General features: G+C 52.4%; 3 pseudogenes. All 3 read left to right on the top strand.

The window, feature by feature from the left end:
* Positions 1–2,226: 2,226 nt before the first annotated feature.
* A pseudogene (locus tag EOC06_RS44285) lies at positions 2,227–2,453 on the top strand (transposase); the annotation flags it as partial.
* Positions 2,454–2,573: 120 nt separating this feature from the next.
* Positions 2,574–2,931 (top strand): annotated as a pseudogene (locus EOC06_RS34575) (transposase); the annotation flags it as partial.
* Between the two features lie 4 nt (positions 2,932–2,935).
* Positions 2,936–3,054: pseudogene (locus EOC06_RS34570) on the top strand (transposase domain-containing protein); the annotation flags it as partial.
* Positions 3,055–3,152 lie beyond the last annotated feature (98 nt).

The following is a 3,152-nucleotide window of genomic DNA, read 5'->3' as shown; positions in this document are numbered from 1 at the left end:
CTATTTCGACGAACTGGAACTGTCTGTCATCCGCATTGGGCTCGAGCTCTGCAGCGCCCATGGCGTGAAGAGGAGTCCCTGCCGGTACCGAGGCTGGTCCATTCCGTTAAGACCGTTGCACCACGAGTTTGCTCGGAGCGTGCGAGACATACATTGGAAGGACCGTCCCGCGAAGCACCATGATGCGGCGACCCATGTCGACCGCGTAGACGACCAGACGTCACATGCTCCCGGCAAACAACTTCCCGCATCCCGCACCTAAAAAGGCGCTTGCAAATCTCGCTATTAGACGACGATCCTATATTACACTCATTCGGAGGACGGCCACAGTATGAGTGCACGAATACACAAACAAAGAAAGGCGACACAACCATACATCCTGCCAAGCCAAGCCAAGCCAAGCCAAGCCAAGCCAAGCCAAGCCACTGCTGGAGAACGACAGAATACGACATGCAAATGTCTCCTTCGCTCAAGAACCATGCAACTCTTGGCAAAGGCAGAACGGTGACCTTTCAAACTTTAAAAAGGCAGAGGTTGCGCCCCACCCACGACCAGCCACTCTCTTTAAGGGGCGTCTTTTCGCGTAGCCGAAATTTTCCAGCTGAGCCAATCAGAAGGGGGCTGCGCTGGAGGAAAAATGCCGTTTAGCGCTTCGCCTATCGAAGGGTCATATTCTGTTCGCTTGCCTAAGAAGCCCGCGTAACCTTTTGCAAGAGCTGAAAAGACATGATCCCTCCTGTATTTATACACTCTCATCACTGCTTGCTCTCACCACAATTGGTTTTCTTCTAACACAAAGCAGAATTAAGCAGATCTCTCCTGTCTCTCCCAATGACGTGGAACATCAGCAGTGACCCACTCCGCCTTACTAAACCTACCAGCCTGAAAAACGCGATTGAAAATGCCAGGATTGCGTACCAAAGGGCAATTTGCAGTGCTGATGTTCAGCTCAGCTATGTATATATGAAGGAGACTGATCTAATCCGTTTTCTGAAGTATGCGTCGACCCCGGAGAAATGGGCACAAACACGCCAGCCTCCGGATGCTCCGCCGCGTCTTTTCCTTGATGACGGGCTCACCTGGTTCGTCGCTGTTAACAGCGACACGAGCGACCCGGTGGTATGGGGGCGCGCGATAACGCGATGATCAAAGTCGCCTTACATTGGCCAGGCGTTTATTTGTAGTTTTATGCGTTTTCTGTTCCTAAATGTGTTTGTTTGCCACGCAAGCTTTTAATGTTGTATTTGTACCCGTCGTATGCGGCGGGTTTCTGTAATGATTTTTCCTTTGTTTTGCAAGCGCCTGCCATTGTTGTTGTTCTTGTTTTACTTGTTTATGCCTTTTGCGCCCTTGGCGCTATGTTGCTGTTTCCGTTTTTGTTAGTTATGTTGTTGCTCTATTGGCGTCATGTCTTACCTTTCAATAACTTCAATTGACAGCCATGAACGTTTGTTCGTATACTTTTTTCTCCGTTTGCAGCGTTCTTTTTGTGTATCGATGGATAGACTGCCCTGCGCGATAGACCGCGAAAGCGGTAGCGACAAGTGGCTCGAGTTTCGTAATTCTTCTGCCAGTATCATTGGCCAAAACCAATACGCTCAGATTCCCTACCAGATGTTGTCATCTGCTGATGCAAGTCGACCTTCTTGTGATCTTACGCAACAATGTGACCTTCGCCCTCACCACTAACCGTTTCTCTGTTGCCAATAAACTTTACAATCATCTCCTGTCACGGACACGGCCACTTCCGGCTCGCGCTTCGCGCGAGTCTCGCGCCAGTCCGGAAGATGCCGCGCCCAAAACGGTGGCGACATTTACATCGAGATGTATCCTCGATTACATCGCGATATATCCTGCCACGAAACCCTCCTTTCGATGCCACGAAACCCTCCTTTCGATGGGTTTCGACTGTCCGATCGCGCAAGGGCGACAAAGGGGAGCCGTAAGCTTCAACTGTAAGACAACTCACGTTGGATATGCCCGACTTATACACTATAGTAGCGGCGAGAAACTCCAAGGTGTGGCCTACTCGGCAAACCGCTGCGCTCAGTTTTTATGAAAGGGCCCTAGAAATGACCAATCGATCAGGCTTAGAGGCGAATGCCGAGGGCGGCTTAAACAACCCGACTCAGCATAACGTAGACCCGTCAGGAGATGCTCTAGCTGAGGTAGCTGTTAGGCTGGTGACTGAAAGTCCTGCTCAAACAGCCTCTGATCTAACCAACTAATCCGAAGCACCTGCTGCGGCTCAAGCTGTGACCGGGCTACATCCATGCGCCGCACCCGCTCGACGTCTGCCAAATCGACCATATCCCGACCGACATCAATTTCGTGGAGGTTGTCGACGGGGCCGGTGTGTTCGTCGGCCGTCCGTATCTGACGATCGTCACCGATGTGGCGACACGAGCCATTCTCGGTTCTGTCTCAGCTTGGAAAAGCCGTCGGTCCTGTCTGGGGGTCGGAACAAGAGCAGTTCAAAATCGTACGCGGCCTTTATCAACCAAAGACAGCAATAGCCTTGATATCCAAGGGTTACCGTGCGATTCTTCGGGCCTGATCCGAGGGAGATGAGAATGTCGGAAACGATGCTCGCAGCACTTACCAACATTCGGACGGCGGAAGATATGATCGTGGCCTTTCGCGATGAGGAGCAGTGTCGGAGATTGCTGGAAAGCATGGTGTGGCCGGCTGGGAGAATTTGTCCTGCCTGTGGTTACAAACGCTCGATCGCGATCGCCGGGCGCGATACAAGCAAGCGACGTGCGCGTCCGGGTCGCTATCAATGCTCCAGCGGCGATTGCCGGTTCCAGTTCACGGTGACGACCCACACGCCTCTGCATTCCACAAAGCTTCCTTATGAGTGTCTGGCTGAATGGCATGTGGCTGATGCTGCAGTCGGATAAGGGTTTGTCCTCGGTGCGCCTGGCCGAGATAAACGGCAAAAATGAACAACGTCGATCCGCTCGCCTGGCTCACGCAAACGCTCGAGCGCATTGCCATGGCTGCCCGAGCAGCGAAATCGACGCACTCATGCCGTGGAATTACGCCGCCTGAACGGCCTCAGCTCGTCGCTTACGGAAATTCGCGCTTACGATACACTCGCCAGGGATGACTCTACGGCTTAAACTTTAAACGATCGCAGATTGGTACGA

The sequence above is a fragment of the Mesorhizobium sp. M7A.F.Ca.MR.362.00.0.0 genome, from assembly GCF_004023175.1.
In the GTDB taxonomy this organism is placed as follows: Bacteria; Pseudomonadota; Alphaproteobacteria; order Rhizobiales; family Rhizobiaceae; genus Mesorhizobium.
The sequence above is the reverse complement of the archived record's forward strand: the minus strand, read 5'-3'. Positions and strand labels throughout refer to the sequence as shown.